The organism is Sphingobacterium shayense (assembly GCF_013179575.1).
GTDB classification, from domain to species: Bacteria; Bacteroidota; Bacteroidia; order Sphingobacteriales; family Sphingobacteriaceae; genus Sphingobacterium; species Sphingobacterium shayense.
This window is the reverse complement of sequence record NZ_JABMCQ010000331.1, coordinates 1-1183: the sequence shown is the minus strand read 5'-3', so window position 1 is coordinate 1183 and position 1183 is coordinate 1. Positions and strand designations below refer to the sequence as shown.

1 protein-coding gene is annotated in these 1183 nt (G+C 45.1%); it reads right to left on the bottom strand.

Annotated features, from left to right (window positions below; all coding sequences use genetic code 11):
* On the bottom strand, window positions 1-1183 hold a 1183-nt coding region (locus HP439_RS19160; RefSeq protein WP_281358219.1), incomplete at both ends, for a glycosyl hydrolase.

The following is a 1183-nucleotide window of genomic DNA, read 5'->3' as shown; positions in this document are numbered from 1 at the left end:
CTCACCCTTTCCAACTTTTTTGTACTCTCCCCTCGCGTCCTTTTGCATGTTTTGGAAAAGGTCGATAAGCAAATGGTTAAATTTCACGGAGTCTGCTGCACTAACCTTCCCTATAATCTTGTGCGGTTTAGCTTGAAATATGACCCGGGCACCCTGATGAATTAAACTCGAAAATTTTTCGAGCACTGCCACTGAAATCTGTCCACAATTTGGATTCAGCAGATGACAGTCGGGTACTACAAGGACATCATAGGCTATATTATCTGAAAACACAACCTTATTACCGACTACTACCGATTTATTTAGCAACGCATCAGGATTAAAAGAATCGTATGCGTAGCCCTGAAGTGGATCTATCCAATCCTCGGGGTTATACATATTTGCAGAAGTGGTTACCGAGGCCACCTTCTGAAGGGGTTGTCCTTCATTTTCAAGATGCTTTTTCGTTCGCCGAACGCGATGCTCGCCAATAATACCGGGTAACACATCCGTCAAACGATCAGGCAAAAGGGACCGACGCGGAATTTCTTCTCCAATGAATACAGCTACATCACGCACGGGCTTACCGTGCTGCAGGAGTTGTTGCGAACGTATGCCATAATCTACCCATGCTTTTGCGGGCTTCCACCATATTTGATCTCTTTGGAAATAGGTACCTACCCCATCTAAGGTCATTCCAGGCTTCCGGTCCATCCACGGATTATGCACGTAAACATGGTAGACTAAGTTGTTAACTCCAAGTGCGTAATTTCGGTCTTGTAAAGATTTAAGAAGCCGCGGATGTTCATCCCACTGCATGCGAATCTGTGTAAATGCTTCAGACATCACTATGTTCTTCCCGTATATATGTCCACCAGAAATGGCATCCAAAATATCATTCGGTTTATCATGCGAGGGACTGCGGTACCAGAACTCGCCCATCGTGCGGTCAGTAAGACTGAAATGAGTAAGACCGTCGCTCGTCATAACAGGCGCCGTGGTTTCGGCCGTAAAATCCACACCATATTCGGTCGCCTTGTTACGTAATGTCTGAAATCCTCTCTCTTGGAGAAGATCAGCTATTGTTTGCCGATAGTCATGTAAAAAAGCTTCCGATTCATTTACACTTCCCACAACATAACCCGCCAACACAGGGATAAATGTTGTTAAATCGTATCCTCGCCGTTTTTGAAATTCTTCGGCC